Below are 21,133 nucleotides of genomic sequence, written 5' to 3' on the forward strand. Positions count from 1 at the left end.
TTATAGCTTCTCCGGCTAGGACATTCCCCAGCCGAGTCGCGTGGCTTGCGTCGCTTTAGCTACCTGTTCGCAATCTTGCCTCTGGAAACCAGCGGTCCCCATGATCGCATTCTGCTGGCATGCGCTGCGCAGAGCCGCACCGAGGAACGCGTAATCGGCGTTCTCCGGGAGCAGGGTCTGCACGGTCCAGTAAAGCTGGGCAGTCTTGCGCAGCCCCAGCCCGGTGATGCTCTCACCACCGAAATCGCCACCATCGGCGATCAGGAAGGCGGTTTTGTTACCCACTCCGCTATTGGTGTGGACACTAATCACTTCACGGGGCCACTCATAGTACGGGGAAATCATCGAATCCGGCTGCCGGTGAGCGGTCGGGTCGGCCATATCCCGGATGATGCCCAGTGCACTGCCTTCGCCTACTTTCCAGCGGTTGGCCACCGTGTCATCCACACTGCCATTGGTCATATCCACGAGCTCTCCGAAGAGATCCGACATCGACTCGTTGATCGCTCCGGACTGCCCGCGGTAGATCGGCCCGCTGGTCGCCTGGGTCACCCCGTGCGTGAGCTCGTGCGCAGCGACATCATCTACCGCCATGGCCTCACCGAAGCCCATGGTCTTGGTGCTGGGGTTCCAGAACGCGTTCCGCATCGGGCACGTTACTATATCCACCTCGCTCAGTCCGCAGTAGCGGGCTACGGCCCGTATCGCCTTGCCGTACTGATCCCCCGGTTCCGGGCCCCAAGAATTATCGGTGCCCATGAGCTCATTCAGGGGGCCGGACGTCGTCCAGGTCTCGTACAGCCTAGTGGTATCCCCGAAAGCGTCGTACAAGCGGTTCACATCCGCGATGGACGAGGGTGCCCCTCCACTCGGCTCTCCCGGAAAATCGCCGGCGCACCCCCGCACCGGAATGGAATAGAGCCGCTCGGATTAATGATCATGCTATTTGCATCGCAGATCACCCGCTGGGCGGCATCAGCAGTCTGCGCCCAGGAGTCTAGGACCCTGCCATCCTCGGCCGAGACGAAAACCACCCAGCTTCCGCTCAGCCCATCAGAGATCTCAACCCGATAAGCAGGCCGTGCGACCAGTTCCGCACCGGGCTCGTCGCGGACGAGCCGGGGGGTGTACCAAGCGGCATCAGATGCGTAGACCCGGGCCCCGATTGCCTGATAGTCGTCCTGAATCGTCTTGAGCGCGGTCTCCTCGGCCCCGGGCAGCTGCTGCTCCGCCGGAGTCGGATAACTGCCCTGCACCTGCTGCGCTGCGGAGCCGAGCGCAGAGATCAAAGCGCCCTCCTGGTCGAGCGCTTGAGTTATGGTTGCACCGAAAACCGGGATACTGTCGATTTCCTGGCTCAGGCGCACGGTGCTGCCCTGACCCATGGGGAAGACTTTATCGACGACGAATTCGCCCCACCCCTTGGGCGGCAAAGGTCTCCGCCAGCCCTGGCGCATAAGCTTCTGCGGCCTTAGCAGGAGAAGCGCCTCGAACCGGAGCAGCCAATGGTTCCTCCGGCAATACCTGGATGACGCGGCCTTCGGAATCTCGCTGCACCGGCACCTGATCAAGATCAACTGCGTTGGCCGGGTCAACTGTCGCCTGGGCATTCTCCGCGACCGCGGTAAAAGCCCCCAAGACCAGCAGCGATAATCCCGCCACCGCGGCACCGCCTCGTCGCAACAACTGACTTTTCTGCTTCTTCTTTCCTGCCATAATGAGCCCCTATTCTCATGAATTTCTCAGGAGCCATTAATTGTTATAACTACTTTTCTTTTAGTCAATGGTCGGATCCGAACCACCTGCGCAGCCAGGGAGCTGCCTGTAGTGAATCTGTTAAAGAAGTGACCGCCGCTGGTATCGATACCAGCGGCGGTCACTTGAGCTTCCGGCCCTCTAGTCGAAGGCTTACTGATTCGCCGTATCCCGGCCGTTCCGCGTGTCGATGAAGACGGCGCGGATCATCTTATCCGCCCAGCCCTGGAACCAGCCCGTGGTCGAATCGAAAAGCGGCGAGAGCCAGAGCAGTAGCCACAGGATGCCGCTGGTCAACCAGCTGCCGACGACGATCAGCGCACCGCGAAGGAAGGCCTTGCCCCAGCCTACCGGCTGACCGGTCTCCACCGAAACGAGCCGCTGCCCCAGCATGGCCATCCCCGGCGTGATGCCCTTAGTCGCGAGGAGCCACCAGTAAGTACCATGAATGAGCAGTATCACGACGCCTACGAGCACGAAAGACACCGAGGCCCCCGCGAAGAGAGGATCGAAATTGCCGGAAACCACATTGCCGTATCGATCGGTCACGGCAGTCGATCTGGCCACCCCGGTGAAAACCGGAATGAACGCCAGGAGCCCCAGAATCATCGTGGCGAGCCAGATGAGCACAGAGTCGATGAGCCACGCCAGGATCTGGCGCCCCGCTGAAACCGGCCGAGCCCCGTTGAGCGCAGGGGTCATCAGCCCGGTTTGCGGATAGCCTCCCTCGTAGGCGGGGTGCTGATACTGACCGGCTTGCGGCTGCTGATAGCCGCCGGGCTGAGCTCCGGCAGAATTTCCGCCGGAAAAGCTCCCTGGCGGAGGTGGGTAGCCAGGCTGCCCCGGAGACTGCGGGGGCTGTGCCGGCGGTTGCTGCGGGGCAGCCCACTGCGACTGAGCCTCAGCTGGCCGGGTTTCCGCGACAGGGGCCTCCGGGCTGGAAAATTGCGGTTCCGATGCACCGGGCTCGGTTCCCGGTACGGTGTCGGAACCGGCCTTCGGAGCTGCTTCCGAAGCAGATGCACCAGACTCAGTCTGCTGAGTCGGCTCCGGCTCGCTACCGAGCGGCTGCTCCGGCTCATGCGGCTCTTCCCGCGGCACATACGGCGGCTGAGTCATCTAGTATTTCCCCTTCTTCGCAGATTCTTCGCAGGTTCTTCGCAAATAGTGCGCCTTCGGTGACGCAGTGACGAGTTCAATAACGCATTACGCTGATTTGTTACGACGCTTCGCCGCAACGGCCTGAGGGATAAGCGTCGGCTGAGCGGTGCCGGCCACGGCTTCGGCGGTGATCACGACCGAAGCGATGTCTTCCCTGCTCGGCAGGTCGAACATCACCGGAAGCAGGACTTCCTCAAGAATGGCACGCAAACCGCGGGCCCCGGTCCCCCGGTCCAGAGCCTGGTCAGCCATGGCTTCAAGCGCTTCGTCCTCGAAGACCAGTTCAACGCCGTCCAGGTGGAACATCTTCTGGTACTGCTTGACCAGGGCGTTCTTGGGCTCGGTAAGAATCTGGATCAGTGCCGGGCGGTCCAGGTGAGACACCGTGGTGATCACCGGTAAACGGCCGATAAACTCGGGGATCAGACCGAATTTGAGCAGATCCTCCGGCATGACATCCGCGTATCCGGCTTCTTCGCCGGCGAGGGCGCCCAGCGGGGCACCGAAGCCGATGCCCTTCTTACCCGCCCTGGCCCCGATGATCTCCTCCAGGCCGGCGAAAGCGCCGGCCACGATGAAGAGCACATTAGTGGTGTCGATCTGGATGAACTCCTGATGCGGGTGCTTGCGCCCGCCCTGCGGCGGCACCGAAGCCACCGTGCCCTCGAGGATCTTCAGCAGTGCCTGCTGCACTCCTTCTCCCGAGACGTCACGGGTGATCGAGGGGTTCTCGCTCTTCCGGGAGATCTTATCGATCTCATCGATGTAGATGATGCCCTGTTCGGCTTTTTTGACATCGTAGTCAGCAGCCTGGATGAGCTTGAGCAGAATGTTCTCGACATCTTCACCGACATACCCGGCTTCGGTCAGCGCTGTGGCGTCGGCTACCGCGAACGGTACGTTCAGCCTGCGGGCCAGAGTCTGCGCCAGGTAGGTCTTGCCGCAGCCGGTGGGGCCGATCAACAGGATATTCGACTTGGCGATCTCCACATCATCGACAGCCGCGCCGTCAGTCAGCGTGGGGCCTTCGGCCAGCAGGGCCGCCCCCTTGCTACTGCTCGCAGCCCCTGCCTGGATGCGTTTGTAGTGGTTGTAGACCGCTACGGAAAGAGCCCGCTTGGCCGGCTCCTGGCCGATGACGTATTCCTGCAGGAAACCGAAGATCTCACGGGGTTTCGGCAACTCGAAAGCACCGAGATCCGCGACTTCTGCGAGCTCTTCTTCGATGATCTCGTTGCACAGCTCGATGCATTCGTCGCAGATGTAGACTCCGGGGCCGGCAATGAGTTTGCGGACCTGCTTCTGACTCTTTCCGCAGAAAGAACATTTGAGCAGGTCAGTACTCTCGCCCATTCGAGCCATTGCCATCCCTTCCATTCGGTGCCGCACACCACGGCTACCGTCCACTCTAGGCTAAAACCTTGCAGAATAAAGGGTAAACGCCGGTGAGCCTTCAGGAGATGAAGACTCACCGGCGTTTACTCGCCGCAATGACCTTAACTTATAAAGATCAAAATAGACCAAGGGTTTGTTACTTGGTGATCGCTGCCGGCTTGATCTTGCGGGACTCAAGCACCTGATCGATCAAACCGTAGGCCATGGCCTCTTCCGCCGTCAGGATCTTGTCCCGCTCGATGTCGATATTGAGTTGTTCCGCAGTGCGGCCGGAGTGCTTGGCCAAGGTGTCCTCGAGCCAGCTGCGCATCCGCATCACTTCGTTGGCCTGGATCTCCAAGTCCGAAGCCTGGCCACCCTGGCCGCCGGAAAGCGCCGGCTGGTGGATGAGCACCCGCGCGTTGGGCAGAGCCAGGCGCTTACCCGGGGTTCCGGCTGCCAACAGCACCGCAGCGGCTGAGGCCGCTTGGCCCAGGCACACGGTCTGGATCTCCGGCCGGATGTACTGCATGGTGTCGTAAATCGCCGTCATCGCGGTGAAGGACCCGCCCGGAGAGTTGATGTAGAGGGTGATATCCCGGTCCGGATCAGTCGACTCGAGAACCAGCAGCTGAGCCATGATGTCATCGGCACTGGCATCGTCCACTTGCACGCCCAGGAAGATAATGCGATCTTCGAAGAGCTTGGTGTACGGGTCCTGGCGCTTGAAGCCATAGGGGGTCCGCTCCTCGAACTGCGGGAGCACGTACCGGGAGCTGGGCATCTGGCCGGCTGCTCCACCAGGAGCAGCACCCATCAACATCTCGGGCCTGCCGGCGGCACTGAAATCCATCGTCATTTCGTGTTCTCCTCTGTCAAACCTTTTCGCCGTCCGGACTACCGTGCGTCGGTGCCGCCGCCACCGGAAACCGACCCGGCGTGCGCACTGATCTTGTCGAAGAAGCCGTATTCCAGGGCTTCTTCCGCGGTGAACCACTTATCGCGGTCGTTATCCCGGAGGATCGTCTCCACGCTCTGGCCCGTCTGCTCTGCCGTGAGCTCGGCCATGATCTTCTTCATGTGCAGGATCAGTTCGGCCTGGATCTTGATATCCGATGCGGTTCCGCCGATGCCGCCGGAGGGCTGGTGCATCAGGATTCTGGCGTTCGGCGTCGCGTAGCGTTTGCCCTTGGTGCCCGAAGAGAGCAGGAACTGCCCCATCGAAGCCGCCAGACCGGTGGCTACCGTCACCACATCGTTCGGGATGAACTGCATGGTGTCGTAGATCGCCATGCCAGCGGTCACCGAACCGCCCGGAGAGTTGATGTAAAGGTAGATGTCCTTGTCCTGATCCTCCTGCGCAAGCAGGAGCATCTGGGAGCAGATCAGGTTGGCGTTGTCATCGCGCACCTCGGATCCGAGCCAGATGGTGCGCTGCTGGAGCAGTCGGTTATAAACATAATCTTCGCGGGCAATGGGCTCCACCGAAGCCATTCGCGCGGGAGCGGGGGTCATGGGCGTCCGTTCAGTCATAGTGTGATCAACTTCCTCATTCCGCAGCTAGCATCCTGTCGCTACATGGACCATAGCCGTTTGCGCCGCCGATCTCTTCCGCAGAACGGCACTGTTCGCTGTTGGCGCAGGTCCGAAGCTTAAACGCTGAGTGGTCGGATACGGCGGCTTTCAAGGACTCAAAGCCACCGCATCCGACCACTCGATACGAGAAGATCCGGGAATTAGAAGCGCGCGGCACCCGGATCGTCAGCAGCCGGCTGAGCCGAATCGCTCTGGGCGCCCTCCGGGGCTTCCTCGCTGATTCCAGCGACCTCGTTCACGGCCTGCTCCAGATCCGGATCCACGGGAGGCTTCACGAATTCGCTCAGGTCCACTGCGGCACCAGCGTCATCGGTGACAGTGGCCTGCCCCAGGACATGAGCCAGAGCCTTGCGCCGACGCACTTCGCCGACCACCATCGGCACCTGGCCGGACTGATCGAGCATCTGCGCGAACTGGTTCGGATCCATACCGTACTGGCCCGCCGAGTTCACGATGTAGTCGATGAGCTCCGCCTGGGAGACACCGATCTCCTCTTGATCCGCGATGGCGTCCAGGATGATCTCGTTCTTGAAAGCGCGCTCCGTATTAGCGCGGACCTCGGCGCGGTGCTCTTCGGTGTCGTGCTCACCGCCATCGGCCGTCGGGTGGGCGTTAGCCGGATCGAAATGCTGCTCGAGCTGATCATCGATCACGGACTCGGGCACCGGAACCTCGACGGTCTCGAGCAGTTTATCCAGAACCTTGTCCCGGGCTTCGATGCCCTGCTCCGCGACCTTGGCGCGGTCCACCTGGGCGCCCAGATCGTCACGGAGCTCACCGATGGTGTCGAACTCGCTCGCGAGCTGGGCGAATTCATCATCAGCCTCGGGCAGTTCACGGACCTTGACGCCGGCCACCTTGACCTTCACCTGAGCCGGTTTGCCGGCGTACTCGCCGCCGACGAGGGTGGTCTCGAAGATCGCCTCTTCATCGGCGCTCAAGCCCTCAACAGCCTCGTCCAGGCCGTCGAGCATGGTCCCGGAACCTACCTGGTAGGAAAGCCCCGATGCGGAATCGACGTCCTCGCCGTCAACCTCAGCGGCGATATCGATCGTCACGAAATCGTCTTTGGCAGCTGGGCGGTCTGCGGGCTTCAGCGTGCCAAAGCGGCCGCGCAGCTCATCGAGCGCCTTATCGATATCGGCCTCAGCGCGCTGCGCAGCCGCGACCTCTACCGTGAGGCCCGCGTAATCCGGCAACTCGACCTCGGGCCGGACGTCGACCTGCACGGAGAACTTGAATTCCCCTTCAGTATCGGAAGGATCCGGCACTTCACCAATCTCGACCTCGGGACGGGAGACTGGGCGGATACCGCTTTCCGTCACCGCTTCCTGATACCAACCGTTGAGGCCCTGATTGATCGCGGTTTCCAGGACGTAGCCGCGCCCCACCCGCTGATCGATCAATCGCTGAGGCACCTTGCCTTTCCGGAATCCCGGGATCTGGATCTGCTCTGAGATCTCCTGATAGGCCTTGTCGATGCTCGGCTTCAGTTCCTCGAAAGGAACCTCGACATCAAGCTTGACCCGAGTGGGCGAGAGGTTCTCAACAGCGCTCTTCACTGCGTTTTACTCCTGGGATCGGTGGGAAATAGCTTCGATCATGGGTCGGGGCGACAGGACTCGAACCTGCGATCTCCTGCTCCCAAAGCAGGCGCGCTAGCCACTACGCTACGCCCCGGGTATTGCTCGGGACAGTCTACGGCTTCGCTGTCTTCAACGCACATTAACGCGGGAATACCGGGGCAACCATAATACTGTGCGCCGGGCAGAGCATTTGGTTCCAACGGAATCGGTATGATGTAGTGGTGTCCTGCTAGGGCTGGTGCGATACTCCGGTAAAGAAAGACCCAGGCACGGGGATGTAGCTCAATGGTAGAGCCTCAGTCTTCCAAACTGATTACGCGGGTTCGATTCCCGTCATCCCCTCTCAAGATCTGTAGGATAGTCGTTCCAGATGCGAGTACTTCTTCAGGGAAACGCCGATGAATGACGACCCGGAATCTTTTTTCTCCCGCGCAGAAGCCCTGGCGGCCCGCCGCAGCACGTCCAGAACCTCCCTGCTGCACCGACGCAAGATCACCGCTCTGGCACTCGGTGCAATTCTGATCGCCTCTTTATTCGCTATCGTTCTGGCATTTATACCTTTCACACCTGCGCCTTCCAACCCGGTGACACAGCCGACGGTCTCGCCCGCAGAACCTACGGTCACCGAAACAGCGGAAAGCGACCCAACCCCCAGCCCGAAGACCTCGGAGCACCCTGGGGTAGCCGCCATCGGCGCTGTTGTGCAGCAAACCGGGATGTCTGACCCCCTGGGGGGCGCTCGTGGCGAAGTCACCTGCGGCCTGCACCGAGACGGCTGCTACCAGGCCTTCCAGAACGGCTCTGTTTACTGGTCCCCCAGCACCGGTGCCCATCCGGTCACCGGAGGAACCTTTGACCTGTGGGCTCAGGCTCACCATGAGAACGGCCCGCTCGACTATCCGAACAGTTCAGAGAACTGCGCGTCCGGGCGCTGCGAGCAGAACTTCCTGGGCGGGCTGATCACCCGCACGGAGACCGAAGGTGCCTGGATCACCTACACCACAGCGGTCATCAATAAGCAACAGCCTCTGCTACCGCTTGATTACGCGCCGAGGAGCACATCTTCTGTCGGCGCGGCGACGCTGTGGTCCCCCGCGGCCGATGCCGCAAGAGAAATGACCGCCGGCGCCGCTTCGGCTGGAATCCCGCTGAAAACTATCAGCGGATATCGGCCCTACGCGACTCAGACGACCCTCTATAACGGTTACGTTAGCCAGTACGGGCAGGCCCAGGCGGATCGCATCTCCGCACGGCCCGGCTACAGCGAGCACCAGACTGGCCTAGCCCTGGATGTCGGAGCCGTGTCCGGCGAGTGCGATCTGCAGCAATGCTTCAGGGACACCCCCGGAGGGCGATGGATCGCAGAGAACTCCTGGCGTTACGGGTTCATCATCCGTTATCCAGAGGGGCACAGCGAGGTGACCGGATACTCTTATGAGCCCTGGCATGTGCGGTTTGTAGGCCGCGAAGTGGCCAGTGATATGCATGAGCGCAGCGTTCCCACCCTGGAGCAGTACTACGGCTTTCCGGCCGCCCCCGGCTACTGATGTCGAGGGGTACGCGCCTCGGCTCCGCGCTCTGCCTCAGGCGCTCTGGCAGCCCGTGCAGAAGAAGAGATTCCGCCCGGCCAGTTCCGTTCCAACGACCGCAGTCTGGCAGATCCGGCAGGGCAGCTCTGACCGGCGGTAGACATAATGCGCGTCCGATGCTTGCGCCACCGGAGCGTTCTGGTCCTCACGATGGATGGGCTCGGTGGTCACGATGCGTCCTTCGACGACTCCACGCGCCAGTAGCCCGGCCGCATCCCGCCAGAGCAGGCGCACTTTTTCCGGGCTCAACGATTTTCCGGGCGTCATCGGTGCCAGTTCTGCACGGAAGAGCAATTCAGCGCGGTAGACGTTACCGATCCCGGCAACGACTTCCTGGTCCATGAGCAGGGCCGCGATAGGGCGTGCGCTGCGCTGCACGGCTTCCAGGAAACGGCTCTCCCCCGATGTGAGGTCAGCGAGTGGGTCCGGCCCCAGCCGGCCGAGTACCAGCTCGGCTTCCCCCGGGCCAAGAACCTCGCAGGCACTGGGGCCGCGCAGATCCGCCCAGCCGTGCTCAGAGGTCAACCGCAGTCTGACAGCACCCACTGGAGCCGGCGGGCCGGTGTATTCCGCGATGGCCTGCCCGGAAGCCTCGTTCTCTCCGATCCGGCGCGGAGCTCCGATGCTGGAAGCTCCTTGGAAGGTGGCATCCCCACCGAAATCCCAAGCCCCGTAGAGGCCAAGATGCACCCGCAGGATCTGCTCATCCTGGAAAGTTACGAAGAGCTGTTTGCCGTGGGCCCGAGCGGACTCCAGGATCTTACCGTCCAGTCGGTCGGCGCCGGCGAAGAATCGGCCTTGAGGGCTTTCGGCATGAACCCGCTGGCCCCCGAAAACGTCCTCGAGCTGCCGGGCCAGCCGGTGGATAGTATGCCCCTCCGGCATTGCTCAGACTTCGGTTCCGGTGCTGTCCGCAGGCAGCTCACCGGTGGCTTCGAACCGGGCGATCTGGTTGATCCTGCGGGTATGCCGCTCGGCTCCGCTGAAAGGCTCATCCAGAAACGCATCGATGATGGCTGCCGCTTCCTCCACCGTGTGCTGCCGTCCACCCACGGCGACCACATTGGCGTCGTTATGCTGCCGGGCGAGCTTCGCGGTCTCCAGATTCCAGGCCAGCGCGGCCCGAATACCCTGAACCTTATTGGCGGCGATCTGCTCGCCGTTACCCGATCCGCCGAGCACGATGCCCAGTGCGGGCTCCCCGGCCTCGGTGTCTGCGATGACTGCTTGCGCGGCCCGGATGCAGAAGGCCGGGTAATCGTCCTGGGCATCATAGGCGGCGGGGCCGTGAACGACGACCTCGAACCCCCGCCCGCACAAATGCTCGATGAGATAGTCGCGTAGTTTGAGGCCAGCATGATCGGTGGCGATATGGACACGAGGCAGGGTCATCTGTTGAGAGTACCTCTAGCCGCCGGCCCGGACCAAGGCCGCCTGTTGATTCTCCTGGTAGCTTTGCTATCTCCGTAGAGCATTCACCTCTACCGACGATTGGAAGAATTCGATGAATGATCTGCAGCCGGGTGAAATGAGCGCGATAAGAGACTATGCAGCAGGCCTACTGCGAGGAGCCAAGGTCCGTTTGCGCTCGTTACGAGAGGAGGATACCGAATCACTGGCCTCCTGGTGGAATGAGCCAGAATGGGCTGTTTTCCAAAGCACGAAGGTCGTCCCGGCCCCTGCCGCAGCCACGGTTGAAATGTTTCAGGCCTGGAGCAAGAACAAAGACGCCGGTGGAGTCGGTTTCTCGATAGAGAAAATCGATGACGGCACCTTGCTGGGCCATGTGGCGCTATGGGGCATCGACCCGACAATCCGGGCTGCGAGCTTGGGAATCATGATCGGAACCCCGCATGTAGGGCAGGGTTTCGGCACTGACACAATGAAAATCATCCTTCGCTTTGCCTTCGAAGAACTAGGCCTCAACAAAATAGAGCTCAACGTGTGGGAATACAACACTCGCGCTCTACGCACCTATAAGAGCGCCGGCTTCGTGGTGGAAGGCACTCGGCGCGCCGCAGCATTCCATGCTGGACGGTACTGGGCCCAGATTCAGATGGGAATCCTCAGAAGCGAATTCCTGGAGATGCACTGAAAATCTACACTCTTCATGCTTAGACGTCAGGCCCGCTACTGCTCTGCGGCGCGCTGGCGCAGGTAGTCCGCGAGCCTGGAGGCTGATAACTGTTCCGGCACGCCTAGCAGCAACTGCCTGTTCTGCCCCGCTTTCTGCCCCGAAGCAGGTTGAACAGTCAGGCTGAGCGCTGCACCATTCCGGCAGAGGTACTGATACCGCTGCCCGTGGATCCGCGGCCCTGGGCCGCCCTGAGACCAGACTCGTACGGCAGTTTCTTCTACCGCATCTTCATCGACGCTCTCGAGGTCGAAAGCAACGAAGGGCACGAACCCGGCGATGAAAACCCGCAACCGGCCTGGACTCACCTGGCCGCCATCGATCCTGACCCGGGCGAAGAGTGTTCCCGCGAACAGCAGAGCCAGCACTAACGGGATCAGTGAAAACCAGGGATTCACGGCAAGCAGCAGACCGGCGGGGAAGATGCCCAGCATGCCTAGGAAGACGAAACTCGAAGCGCGCGAATGCACCCAGAACCGCACAGTGGGTTTGCCTTCATGCGCCGCCATGGCCTCGGCCAGAGCCTTCTCGTCCACCGCGCCCCAGCGCTGCTGCGGCTGATAGACGAAGATCATGATGACGCCCAGGGCTAGGGCGGCACCGGCCCCGAGCGCGAAGACCACCGGGTCGAATCGCCCTTCATGGGGGCTGTTCACTCCTTGATGGCCGATCAGCCAGGCGGCACCTATCGTCGCGCCGATCAGGCTCACTCCCACCGCGGCACCCATCAGCACTCGCCGCACCCAGCGGCGGGGCCAGCGGGCTCCTGCGAGAACCCCGCAGAGCGAACCGAAGACCCCGATCACCGCCGCGTGCAGAACCACGAAGGCCGGGAAAGTCACGATGACAGAAGCACCACCGGGCCAGCTCAGGCCGAGCGTCTCCGGCACCCCGGATCTGAGCATGAGCGCGATGGCAGCGAAGCAGAAAGCCACGGCCCAGGGAAAAATAACGCCGAACGCAGTGAACCGGGTATCGAACCGCTCTGCCATGATCATCACCTCCCGTTCGCTGCCGTTTCCACTATTGTGCGTCTGTTATGCGCCTTTGATGTTCCCAGTGTGACAAACAACCACACCAGACAAGCCCAGACGAACACAGATGAGCACAGATGAGCACAACGGCTCCTGGAGCTGGGCGACCAGCGGTGCTACAAATAAGAGAAGCCTCTGAATCTCATCATGGCTCGAGCCCTCCGGTTCCCGTGCCGGGATGAGAACACCGATGAAAGGATCCCCGTGCCCGGAATGAACCTCACCCGTGAGGAAGCCCGTCAGCGCAGCACCTCGATCTCTGTCGATTCTTATGCCGTCGATCTGGACCTGGCTCGGGGAGACACCGTTTTCGGCACGACCACGGTGGTCTCCTTCACCGCTGAACCCGGCACGGACACCTTCATCGATGCCATCACCGAGACCGTCCACTCGGTCACGCTCAACGGCGTCGACCTTGATCCCGCCGAGGTCTGCGATGGAGTGCGGATCGCCCTGCCCGGGCTGGCCGCGCAGAACGAGCTGCGGATCGTCGCCGATGGCCGCTACACCAATACCGGCGAAGGCCTGCACCGCTTCGTCGATCCGGTTGACGGCGAGGTGTACCTCTATACGCAGTTCGAGGTTCCGGATTCCCGGCGGATGTTCGCGGTCTTCGAGCAGCCTGATCTGAAAGCGACCTTCCAGTTCACGGTGACCGCACCGGCGCACTGGTCGGTGGTCTCCAACTCCCCTACCCCGGAACCCGTCGACGCGGGAATCTCTGCGGAGGGCATCGACCTCAAGACCTGGGCTTTCGAGCCGACGCCCAAACTCTCCAGCTACGTCACCGCGTTGATCGCCGGCCCCTACCAGAGCGTGCACAGCGAGCTGACGAGCGCCGGCGGCCGGACCATCCCACTGGGGGTCTATGCCCGGGCCTCCCTCATGCAGTACCTGGATGCGGAGAATATCTTCGCGCTGACCCGGCAGGGATTCGAATTCTTCGAGCAGCAGTTCGGCACCGCTTACCCGTTTGCCAAATACGATCAGCTCTTCGTCCCGGAGTTCAACGCCGGCGCTATGGAGAACGCCGGTGCGGTGACCTTCCTGGAGAACTACGTGTTCCGGGGCAAGGTTACCGGGGCCATGGTCGAGCGGCGCGCCATCACGATCCTGCACGAGCTGGCGCATATGTGGTTCGGCGACCTGGTCACCATGCGCTGGTGGAACGATCTGTGGCTCAATGAATCCTTCGCGGAGTTCATGTCCACGCTGGCCGCTGCCGAGAACACCGAATTCACCCAAGCCTGGACTACGTTCTGCTCGCTGGAGAAGTCCTGGGCGTATCGCCAGGATCAGCTGCCCTCGACCCACCCCATCGTCGCGGAGATCCGAGATCTCGAAGACGTCCAGGTGAACTTCGATGGGATTACCTACGCCAAAGGCGCCTCAGTGCTGCGGCAGCTGGTGGCCTGGGTGGGGCAGGAAGAATTCATGGCCGGCGTGCGTGCCTATTTCGCCCAGCACGCCTGGGGCAATACTGAGCTTGCCGATCTGATGCGCAAGCTCGAAGCATCGAGCGGGCGCGACCTCTCCGAATGGTCCCAGCTGTGGCTGGAGACCGCCGGGGTCAATACCCTGCGTGCCGTGATCGGCACCCAGCAAGAAACCGGGGAAGCCACAGAAGAAGCCGGGGAACACGGGCAAGAGGTCATCACCTCCTTCGCGGTGGAGCAGTCCGCTCCCGAAGCGTACCCGACCCTGCGCCCTCACCGGATAGCCATCGGCTTCTACGATCTGGCCGAAGTGCCGGGCACGCAAGCTCCGCAGCTCGTGCGCAGTCACCGGGTGGAGCTAGATGTCAGTGGCGAGCGCACCGAAGTACCGGAACTCATCGGCCACAAGCGCCCCGCTCTGGTGCTGCTCAATGACGATGATCTGGCCTATGCCAAGATCCGCCTCGATGAGTCCTCACTCGCCACCGCGACCGCGCACCTTAAAGATTTCGCGGAATCCTTGCCGCGGACCCTAGTCATGGCCTCGGCCTGGGATGCCACCCGGGACGGCGAAACACCTGCCCGGGATTTCGTGGAGCTGGTGCTGGCGAATATCGGCTCGGAAACGGATTCTTCAGTGGTGATGGTGCTGCTGCGCCAGCTCGGTACCGCGCTGTCCTTCTATGTCGCTCCGCAGGCGCAGCAGAAGGCTAAGGTCTCCGCCGCTGAGCGGCTCTGGACGCTGGCCAACGAGGCCGAGGCTGGATCGGACTCGCAGCTTCAGTTCGTCAAGGCCTTCGCGCTGCTGGCGCAGAGCCCGGAACAGCTCGATCTGATCGCGAGCCTGCTCAGCGGTGAAACTGCGCTGCCCGGGGTGAACGTCGATCAAGATCTCCGCTGGGAACTGCTCGCCTCACTCGCCGCCGGCGGCAGAGCCGGCCAGGAGGAGATCACCGCCGAACTCCAGCAGGACAATACGCAGACGGGACAGCTTGCCGCCACCCTTGCTGCAGCGGCCATCCCCACCGCGGAGAACAAAGAGCGCGTGTGGAATGAACTGGTCGAGGAGAACACGCTGCCCAATGCGGCGCAGCGCGCTGCGATCAGTGGGTTCTCACGGGTGCACGATACCGCGCTGTTGAGCCCCTTCCGGGGCCGTTACTTCGGTACGATCCGGCAGATCTGGGCTGAGCGGTCTCATGAAATCGCCTCCGGTCTCGTCGAAGGCCTCTACCCCGCGGAACTGACGGATCAGGCCAGCATCGCAGCCACCGACGCCTTCCTCGCTGAACTCGGCGAGGAAGCGCCCGCACTCGGCCGCCTGGTACGGGAGGGTCGAGACACTGTGGCGCGCGCATTGCGGGCGCAGAGTGCCGATGACTTCCGCTAACTGACCAGGGCGAACTAACCGACCAAGGCGAACTGAACCGGAGGCAGGAATGCCAGCAGAGCATCGATATCGGATCAGCACCGAGTGGACGGGCAATCGGGGAACCGGGACCTCGGGTTACCGGGATTACAGCCGGAATCATGTGATCCGGGCCGAAGGCCTGCCGGAGCTCCTCGGTTCGGCGGACCGCGCTTTCCACGGTGACCGCGAGCGCTGGAACCCCGAGCTCTTACTGCTCGCAGCCCTGAGCGAATGCCATATGCTGTCTTTCCTGCATGTGGCCCTGCGGCACGATGTACGGGTCACCGCCTATCGGGATCAGTCAGAAGCCGCCTTGCGCCTCAACCCTGATGGCAGCGGCGAGTTCAGTTCGGCTACTTTACGCCCCGAGGTCGAAACCGCTGAGCCGGTTGGAACAGTGATCATGCAGCAGCTGCATGCGGAGGCCTCGGCGCTGTGCTTCATGGCCCGGAGTGTGAATTTCCCGGTCCGTCACGAGCTCTCGGAGAACCCGGAAAGACCAGAAGAGCTAGAAGGAAGAGGAGATTGACCATGCCGTTCAGTCCCTGGCTGGACGCCGCCACGGCCTTGGCCCTGGGCCTGATCTTCTGGTTCCTGGGCCGGTTCGTCATCTCCCGCATCACCCGCCGGCTGAGCCGGGCACAGGAGCCGGAACAGAGCCCCGCCCCTGCACGCACCGCACGCTGGAGTCAGCCAGCCTGGAGTCAGCCGGCGCTGCGGCCCTGGGAGTCCGAACGCCGGGTGCAGCGCGCACGGACCATCGGATCCCTGCTGACCTCCGTCTACGGCACGGTACTGGTAGTCATCACCGGAGTCTATGTGCTTCTGGCTTTCGGGGTGAATGTTGCCCCACTGCTGACGAGCTTCGGCATCATCGGCGTCGCCATAGGCTTCGGCTGCCAGCAGCTGATCCGTGATTTTCTGGCCGGGATCTTCCTGACCCTTGAAGACCAGTTCGGCATAGGCGATGTGATCGAGACTTCCGAAGTGGTGGGCACCGTCGAGTCGGTGAATCTGCGGATCACGAGGGTCCGCGGGGAAGACGGCGCCATCTGGTACTTGCGCAACGGAGAGATTCTCCGAGTGGGGAATCGCTCTCAGGGCCAGTATCGTGGCTCTGGCCAGTATCGTGACCCTGGGCCTCGAGAGGCTACGAACGGCGAAGAGGAGCAGTGATGAGCGGTCCCGGCGAACACGCGGAAGATCAGACGGACCGGCCTTTGCCTGCCGCGGGCGATCTGGGCCGCCCTATCGCGCGTCTGCAGCCCGCCGCTGCCCCTGGCGGCCAGTTCGCGCCGCCGCCGGAGAACTTCTATGCCGCAGTGGGCGGTCATGAGACCTTGGCCGCCCTAGTTCGCGAGTTCTACCGCTGTGTCGCCGACGATGACTTGCTACGGCCCATGTACCCCGAAGCAGATCTCGGCCCCGCGGAACGCCGGTTACTGCTCTTCCTCGAGCAGTACTGGGGTGGCCCGCGGACCTATCTCGAGGAGCGCGGGCACCCTCGGCTGCGGATGCGCCACGCCCCCTTCACGATCACCCCGCAGGCCCGGGACCGCTGGCTCGAGCTGATGCGCAGCGCACTGGACACTCTGGAGCTGCCGCCGCTGCAGGATGCAACGCTCTGGGACTATCTGGAACGCGCTGCGCACTCCATGGTGAATTCGGCGGGCTGATCAGCTTAGCCTGCTTGGCCGGGTTAGGCTTCGTCAAGGCTGGCCCCGGAGCGGATCAGCACATGCCCCAGGGGCGCGCTGAGCCGATGCCAGCGGCCATGATTGAAAACCTCTATCCGGTCCTCAGGACGCCAGAACCCGAGGGCGACCCCGGCGAAGGCAGCACCCGCCGGCAGTGCCGGAAGCAGCGATGACGGCCTGCCCCACACCGTGGCACGGGCGTTGTTGACCAGAAGCGCACCGGGGCTGGAAGGCAGGATCTGAGCTATCTCGGCGATGCCTCGCTGCGCCTCGTCGATGAGCTCGCCCGCTGGGATGCTCGATACCGGCAGCCAGGCTTCCCGCGGCGGGCTGATCGAGGCCCAAGCCTCCCGCTGAGTCACCTCGGGAACCGGCAGTTCTGTGTCATCGGGGCCGAGCCGGGCTAAACGATCGGCCATCGAGGCCAGGCTCACGGTACGGTCCAACTCTGCCGGTTGCCCCAGCGCCACGGTCCGGAGCCCGAGCACCGTGGGGGTGCCCTCCCCCAGCAGCCGGGGTCGCATGGAGCATACCCACAGCGCCAAAGTGCTGCCGCTGGCTTGCAACCGTACTGCGCCGTCATAGGCGGCTCTGGCACGGGACACCAAGGTCTTCAGATCAGAAACATCCCGAGGATCCTGGAAGGCGAGGGCCCCCGTCATGCGGCACCCGCAATGCCTTTGCACGCGCACCAGAGGGAATGCGGAGGAATGGAAGGCAGAGAAGTACCGCAGCTGAACGTCACTGCTCCATCTTCGCAAATCCTCGTCGAACATGCCTCCGACCGCCCCCGGCACCGGACTTGGCGTGCTGAGGCGACCAGGCTCTAGAGTTCTTACTATGACTGAAAACTCTCCTGAACCTGCCGCTGCCGAGCCCGGGCACGGCGGGGGGCGCCTCACCGAATTCCTGGAGACCCTGGACCTCAGGGGCGCAGGAGCCAGAACAGATGAAGATATTTTTCTGGGCGGAGTGGAGAACCGCGCTAGCGGACGCGTTTTCGGCGGACAAGTTCTGGCTCAGTCATTGATCGCCGGGGCGCGCACCGTAGATGCTGACCGGCCGATGCATTCCATGCACGGATACTTCCTCCGTGCCGGCAATGTCCAGGAGCCCATCACTTTCGGAGTGCAGCGGCTGCGGGACGGCCGCTCTTTCTCCGCCCGACGCGTCCATGCGTATCAGGGCGGCAAGCCGATCCTGTCGATGATCGCTTCTTTTCAGACCGAGGATTCCGGTCTGGATCACCAGGATCGGGCCCCGGAGGGAATACCGGAGCCGGAATCCTTGCCGAGTACCGCAGAGTTTCTCGGCGGTTTCGATCATCCGGTCGCTCGGGAGTGGGCGTACGGGCGGCCGTTCGATGTTCGGCACGCCAGCGGGGATATCTATCTCTGCGTCGATGACGGGCAGCGGGTGCCGCACCAGGCAGTCTGGCTGAAGACCATCGGCCCCATGCCGGATGACCCGATCGTGCATCGGGCGGCCTTGGCTTATGCCAGTGATTACACGCTGCTGGAGCCTTCGCTCAAAGCGCACGGCCTGCCCTGGATAGCCCCGGGGATGAGCATCGCCAGCCTGGACCATGCGATGTGGTGGCACCGGCCGGCCCGAGTGGACGACTGGCTGCTGTACCTCGCCGAATCGCCCAGCGCCTCCGGGGCGCGCGGTTTGAACACCGGCAAGTTCTTCGACCGCAGCGGCGCCCTGGTCGCTTCGGTCGCCCAAGAAGGAATGATCCGGGTGCCGAAGAGCCAGTTGCGGTAGACCTGGCCCTCCGGCACCCGGATCGGCGCCGCTCTCTATCTGCTATATCTGCAGATCAGTCCCTGGTGAGCTTGCGATGCGTCACCCGGTGCGGACGCGCCGCATCGGGCCCCAGGCGTTCGATCTTGTTCTGCTCATAGGAGTCGAAGTTGCCCTCGAACCAGTACCAGCTCGCAGGATCCTGCTCGGTTCCTTCATAGGCCAGGATGTGCGTGGCCACTCGGTCCAGGAACCAGCGGTCGTGCGAGACGACCACGGCGCAGCCGGGGAATTCGAGCAAGGCGTTCTCCAGGCTAGAGAGAGTTTCCACATCGAGATCGTTAGTGGGCTCATCGAGGAGCAGCAAGTTACCGCCCTGTTTGAGCGTCAGCGCCAGATTGAGCCGGTTCCGCTCACCTCCGGAGAGGATCCCGGCTTTCTTCTGCTGATCCGGGCCCTTGAACCCGAAAGCGGAGACATAAGCGCGGGACGGCATCTCGACATTGCCGACCTGGATGAAGTCCAGGCCTTCGGAGACCACCTCCCAGAGCGTCTTCTCCGGATCGATGCCGCCACGGCTCTGATCGACGTAGGAGATCTTGACCGATTCGCCGATCTTGAGCTCCCCTCCGTCTAGGGGCTCCATGCCGACGATGGTCTTGAACAGCGTCGACTTGCCCACGCCGTTGGGCCCGATGACTCCGACGATGCCGTTGCGCGGAAGGGAGAAGGACAGGCCGTCAATCAGGGTGCGATCCCCGAAGCCCTTCTCCAGGTTCTCGGCTTCCAGCACGACGGAACCCAGGCGGGGGCCCGGCGGGATCTGGATTTCTTCGAAGTCCAGCTTACGGGTGCGCTCAGCCTCCGCGGCCATCTCCTCGTAGCGCGCCAGACGAGCCTTGGATTTGGTCTGCCGCCCCTTGGCATTGGAGCGGACCCAGTCGAGCTCTTCGGCCAGGCGCTTGGCCATCTTCGCATCTTTACGGCCCTGTACTTCCAGGCGGGCGCGCTTCTTCTCCAGGTAGGTGGAGTAGTTCCCCTCGTAGGGGTAGAGGTGCCCGCGGTCGACCTCGGCGATCCACTCGGCGACGTGGTCGAGGAAATAGCGGTCGTGAGTGACGGCCAGGACGGCGCCGGGATAGCTCGCCAGATGCTGTTCCAGCCACTGCACGCTCTCCGCGTCCAAATGGTTGGTGGGCTCATCCAGGAGCAAGAGGTCCGGCTTCTGCAGGAGCAGTTTGCACAGCGCGACCCGGCGGCGCTCACCACCGGAGAGCACCTTCACATCGGCATCCGGCGGCGGGCAGCGCAGGGCGTCCATGGCTTGTTCGAGCTGCGAATCGAGATCCCAGGCATCGGCGGCATCAATGGCTTCCTGGAGCTTGCCCATCTCTTCCAGCAGCGCATCGTAATCCGCATCGGGATCAGCCATCTCTTCGGAGATCTGGTTGAATCGCTCGATCTTGCCGTAGATCTCGCCGACGCCTTCCTGGACGTTGCCCAGAACGGTTTTCTCCTCGTTGAGCGGCGGCTCCTGGAGCAGGATGCCCACGGTATAGCCGGGGCTCAGCCGGGCTTCGCCGTTAGAAGGGGTGTCCAGGCCCGCCATGATCTTCAGGATCGTCGATTTACCGGCGCCGTTAGGCCCGACGACGCCGATCTTCGCTCCCGGGAAAAAGGACATGCTGACATCGTCGAGGATGACCTTATCGCCCACGGTCTTACGGGCCTTGGTCATGGTGTAAATGAATTCCGCCATGACTCTAAGGCTAGTCGTTCACCGCAGAGAACTCACATCTTCAGCTAGCGGTGAAGATCCGGTGCTGGTCCAGGGTCAGCGCTGGCTTCCGACGAAGCACAATCCGTCGCTCAGCACGGGCAGCACCGTAGTGCTGGCCACACCATCTCGCACCCCTGAGACGATGCAGGCGCCTTCTGCTTTAACCGCACCCTGAATCGTATCGACCGCCAGTCCGGTGGGGGTTCTGGAGACGGCAACTTCGACGTCCGAGGGCGAGCTCGCGAAAGGACTCAAAACATCCCGGAACTGCTGCTGGCTGGGGTTCGGGGAATTCTCGGCCATCTGATTCACCGCTTTCCGGACCTCAGCCGCTAGAGCTTCGGCCGGGCTTTGCGAAGCGCTCGTCGGCGGGGCCGAAGGTGCCGGAAGAGGCTCTGGACTGCAAGCGCCCAGAACCAGCACTGCGCTCAAGGACACTAAGAGTAATCCACCGGTACGGTGACGCATACTGAGCTCAGCCATGCCTTTTATTGTGCCACGACTCATCGGCCGTGTCTGCGTGGCCGCGGCCCAAGGAACAACTCAGAAAGCTGGAGGGGTCTGCCCCGGGTTTGGTTGACATCTGATCTGTGAGGATTCGTCCTCGCTGGAAGGATGTATCTCATGCCCAAGCCCTATCCGAAAGAGTTCCGTGACGATGTCGTGGCTGTGGCCCGTAAAGCCCGGGCCCCGTTATCGCAGATTGCGAGAGACTTCGGGATTTCCGAAGCCTCGTTGTTCAACTGGCTGAAAAAAGCAAACATCGAAGACGGGCGCGTGCCGGGCCTGACCGAGGACGAGCGTAAGCAGCTCCGCGAGGCGAACAAGCGGATC

Annotated in this window: 22 protein-coding genes and 2 tRNA genes; 9 read left to right on the forward strand and 15 right to left on the reverse strand. The window is 62.5% G+C overall.

The window, feature by feature from the left end:
- Positions 1–15 precede the first annotated feature (15 nt).
- The 9 genes from C501_RS13370 to C501_RS0111725 form a co-directional block, all read right to left on the reverse strand.
- The gene (locus C501_RS13370; RefSeq protein WP_018135821.1) at positions 16–840 is read right to left on the reverse strand and encodes a M4 family metallopeptidase; all 825 of its coding nucleotides are present in this window, start codon (positions 838–840) and stop codon (positions 16–18) included.
- The gene (locus C501_RS0111695) at positions 837–1,433 is read right to left on the reverse strand and encodes a hypothetical protein (RefSeq protein WP_156807756.1); all 597 of its coding nucleotides are present in this window, start codon (positions 1,431–1,433) and stop codon (positions 837–839) included. The genes C501_RS13370 and C501_RS0111695 overlap by 4 nt, the downstream gene beginning before the upstream one ends.
- On the reverse strand, positions 1,396–1,716 hold the full coding sequence (locus C501_RS14340) for a hypothetical protein (RefSeq protein ID WP_156807757.1): 321 nt from the start codon (positions 1,714–1,716) through the stop codon (positions 1,396–1,398). The genes C501_RS0111695 and C501_RS14340 overlap by 38 nt, the downstream gene beginning before the upstream one ends.
- Before the next feature lie 192 nt (positions 1,717–1,908).
- Positions 1,909–2,874 (reverse strand): RDD family protein, encoded by a 966-nt coding sequence (locus C501_RS0111700; protein ID WP_018135823.1) that lies wholly within the window; start codon positions 2,872–2,874, stop codon positions 1,909–1,911.
- A gap of 87 nt (positions 2,875–2,961) precedes the next feature.
- A complete protein-coding gene (clpX, locus tag C501_RS0111705; protein ID WP_026174882.1) occupies positions 2,962–4,278 on the reverse strand; it encodes an ATP-dependent Clp protease ATP-binding subunit ClpX in 1,317 nt (438 codons plus the stop codon).
- 169 nt (positions 4,279–4,447) lie between these two features.
- Positions 4,448–5,149, reverse strand: a complete 702-nt coding sequence (locus tag C501_RS0111710; RefSeq protein ID WP_018135825.1) for an ATP-dependent Clp protease proteolytic subunit — start codon at positions 5,147–5,149, stop codon at positions 4,448–4,450.
- 38 nt (positions 5,150–5,187) lie between these two features.
- On the reverse strand, positions 5,188–5,823 hold the full coding sequence (locus C501_RS0111715) for a ClpP family protease (RefSeq protein WP_281098905.1): 636 nt from the start codon (positions 5,821–5,823) through the stop codon (positions 5,188–5,190).
- Between the two features lie 203 nt (positions 5,824–6,026).
- Positions 6,027–7,448 (reverse strand): trigger factor, encoded by a 1,422-nt coding sequence (gene tig / locus C501_RS0111720; RefSeq protein WP_018135827.1) that lies wholly within the window; start codon positions 7,446–7,448, stop codon positions 6,027–6,029.
- 45 nt (positions 7,449–7,493) lie between these two features.
- A tRNA-Pro gene (locus tag C501_RS0111725) sits at positions 7,494–7,566 on the reverse strand.
- Positions 7,567–7,743: 177 nt separating this feature from the next.
- On the opposite strand from C501_RS0111725, the gene C501_RS0111730 reads away from it, so the two are divergent.
- Together C501_RS0111730 and C501_RS14050 are read left to right on the forward strand one after the other, a co-directional pair.
- Positions 7,744–7,814, forward strand: a tRNA-Gly gene (locus tag C501_RS0111730).
- 56 nt (positions 7,815–7,870) lie between these two features.
- On the forward strand, positions 7,871–9,019 hold the full coding sequence (locus C501_RS14050) for a D-alanyl-D-alanine carboxypeptidase family protein (protein WP_018135828.1): 1,149 nt from the start codon (positions 7,871–7,873) through the stop codon (positions 9,017–9,019).
- 36 nt (positions 9,020–9,055) lie between these two features.
- Here C501_RS14050 and C501_RS0111745 read toward each other — a convergent pair whose 3' ends face one another.
- Both C501_RS0111745 and C501_RS0111750 read right to left on the reverse strand, forming a co-directional pair.
- On the reverse strand, positions 9,056–9,946 hold the full coding sequence (locus tag C501_RS0111745; protein ID WP_018135829.1) for an Fpg/Nei family DNA glycosylase: 891 nt from the start codon (positions 9,944–9,946) through the stop codon (positions 9,056–9,058).
- Between the two features lie 3 nt (positions 9,947–9,949).
- Positions 9,950–10,453: a ribose-5-phosphate isomerase gene (locus tag C501_RS0111750; RefSeq protein ID WP_018135830.1), complete on the reverse strand. Its 504-nt coding sequence runs from the start codon at positions 10,451–10,453 to the stop codon at positions 9,950–9,952.
- Positions 10,454–10,565: 112 nt separating this feature from the next.
- Between C501_RS0111750 and C501_RS0111755 the strand changes: the two genes are divergently transcribed.
- A complete protein-coding gene (locus C501_RS0111755) occupies positions 10,566–11,156 on the forward strand; it encodes a GNAT family N-acetyltransferase (protein WP_018135831.1) in 591 nt (196 codons plus the stop codon).
- 35 nt (positions 11,157–11,191) lie between these two features.
- Here the strand turns inward: C501_RS0111755 and C501_RS0111760 are convergent, their stop codons facing one another.
- Positions 11,192–12,187, reverse strand: a complete 996-nt coding sequence (locus C501_RS0111760; protein WP_156807758.1) for a hypothetical protein — start codon at positions 12,185–12,187, stop codon at positions 11,192–11,194.
- Between the two features lie 189 nt (positions 12,188–12,376).
- On the opposite strand from C501_RS0111760, the gene pepN reads away from it, so the two are divergent.
- Genes pepN through C501_RS0111780 form a run of 4 tightly spaced genes read left to right on the forward strand, consistent with a single transcriptional unit; the run spans position 12,377 to position 16,752 of the window.
- Positions 12,377–15,055, forward strand: coding sequence for an aminopeptidase N (gene pepN, locus C501_RS0111765; protein WP_018135833.1), 2,679 nt, complete (start codon positions 12,377–12,379; stop codon positions 15,053–15,055).
- 49 nt (positions 15,056–15,104) lie between these two features.
- Positions 15,105–15,605, forward strand: a complete 501-nt coding sequence (locus C501_RS13375) for an OsmC family protein (protein ID WP_018135834.1) — start codon at positions 15,105–15,107, stop codon at positions 15,603–15,605.
- A gap of 2 nt (positions 15,606–15,607) precedes the next feature.
- Positions 15,608–16,252, forward strand: coding sequence for a mechanosensitive ion channel family protein (locus tag C501_RS13380; RefSeq protein WP_018135835.1), 645 nt, complete (start codon positions 15,608–15,610; stop codon positions 16,250–16,252).
- The gene (locus tag C501_RS0111780; RefSeq protein ID WP_018135836.1) at positions 16,252–16,752 is read left to right on the forward strand and encodes a globin; all 501 of its coding nucleotides are present in this window, start codon (positions 16,252–16,254) and stop codon (positions 16,750–16,752) included. The genes C501_RS13380 and C501_RS0111780 overlap by 1 nt, the downstream gene beginning before the upstream one ends.
- A gap of 23 nt (positions 16,753–16,775) precedes the next feature.
- On the opposite strand, the gene C501_RS0111785 is transcribed toward C501_RS0111780, so the two are convergent.
- Entirely contained in the window at positions 16,776–17,435 is a 660-nt protein-coding gene (locus tag C501_RS0111785; protein ID WP_018135837.1) for a DUF8185 domain-containing protein, read from the reverse strand.
- 178 nt (positions 17,436–17,613) lie between these two features.
- Between C501_RS0111785 and C501_RS0111790 the strand changes: the two genes are divergently transcribed.
- Entirely contained in the window at positions 17,614–18,540 is a 927-nt protein-coding gene (locus C501_RS0111790) for an acyl-CoA thioesterase (protein ID WP_018135838.1), read from the forward strand.
- A gap of 55 nt (positions 18,541–18,595) precedes the next feature.
- Here the strand turns inward: C501_RS0111790 and ettA are convergent, their stop codons facing one another.
- The gene (ettA, locus tag C501_RS0111795) at positions 18,596–20,278 is read right to left on the reverse strand and encodes an energy-dependent translational throttle protein EttA (protein ID WP_018135839.1); all 1,683 of its coding nucleotides are present in this window, start codon (positions 20,276–20,278) and stop codon (positions 18,596–18,598) included.
- 75 nt (positions 20,279–20,353) lie between these two features.
- Positions 20,354–20,782 carry a DUF6993 domain-containing protein gene (locus C501_RS13690; RefSeq protein ID WP_018135840.1) on the reverse strand — a complete coding sequence of 143 codons (429 nt, stop codon included), beginning with the start codon at positions 20,780–20,782 and terminating at the stop codon, positions 20,354–20,356.
- A 141-nt stretch (positions 20,783–20,923) separates the two neighbouring features.
- Between C501_RS13690 and C501_RS14650 the strand changes: the two genes are divergently transcribed.
- Positions 20,924–21,133 (forward strand): transposase (locus tag C501_RS14650; protein WP_026174527.1); only part of this gene is annotated, 210 nt, incomplete at its 3' end.

Origin of the sequence: Acaricomes phytoseiuli DSM 14247, assembly GCF_000376245.1 — a bacterium.
Lineage (GTDB): Bacteria > Actinomycetota > Actinomycetes > Actinomycetales > Micrococcaceae > Renibacterium > Renibacterium phytoseiuli.